Here is a 680-nt window from a genome sequence, read left to right as displayed (position 1 = left end):
CTCGAAACCAAGGCCCAGACTCCTGCTCTTCGCAGCAAGCCTGGAAGACTTCTTGTTACTTACGCTTGATTAAAAGCACCTGACTCTCTTCCCCTCGCCTTCGCCTCACGGCGTCGGCTGGGTACTCTCGTCAGGGCTTCTGCGAGAACTTCTCTCAGCAGAAATTGAACTTACCCTTCGTATGCACTTGTCAAAGAACGCTTCTCTATACTTCAGAGAAAACTTGTGTGGAGCTGATCGGGATCGAACCGACGACATCCAGCTTGCAAAGCTGGCGCTCTCCCAGCTGAGCTACAGCCCCGGGAAAATTGCCCACGGCCATTCTGCCATGCTGGTGCGCGTCACCGCTTTCCTCCTCCTCGGGAGGAAAATGGTGGGCCTAGGTGGACTTGAACCACCGACCTCGCGCTTATCAGGCGCGCGCTCTAGCCAGCTGAGCTATAGGCCCAGGGGGCTACCGCGTCGGCAAACCCTACAGCGTCCTTCATTCTCAAAGAGCCAAGTCGCTTCGACTCAGTCCTTCAAAACCAAACAGCAAGCCCAGAGTAAGTCACTAGATTGTTATTCGGAAACGTTGACCTGGTTGACCTGACGCGACTCGAAAGTCGCTGGCATCGCCTACTGCGTCCGAAGACGCTGTCCGATGCCCGGTCTCCTTAGAAAGGAGGTGATCCAGCCGC

Annotated in this window: 2 tRNA genes; both read right to left on the bottom strand. The window is 55.7% G+C overall.

The window, feature by feature from the left end:
• Nucleotides 1-228: 228 nt before the first annotated feature.
• Nucleotides 229-301: transfer RNA gene (locus FL344_RS38220), tRNA-Ala, on the bottom strand.
• Between the two features lie 70 nt (nt 302-371).
• Nucleotides 372-448 (bottom strand) — tRNA-Ile (locus tag FL344_RS38215).
• Between the last annotated feature and the right edge of the window lie 232 nt (nt 449-680).

The sequence above is a fragment of the Myxococcus sp. AB036A genome, assembly GCF_006547355.1.
Taxonomy (GTDB): domain Bacteria; phylum Myxococcota; class Myxococcia; order Myxococcales; family Myxococcaceae; genus Myxococcus; species Myxococcus virescens.
The sequence above is the reverse complement of the archived record's forward strand: the minus strand, read 5'-3'. Positions and strand labels throughout refer to the sequence as shown.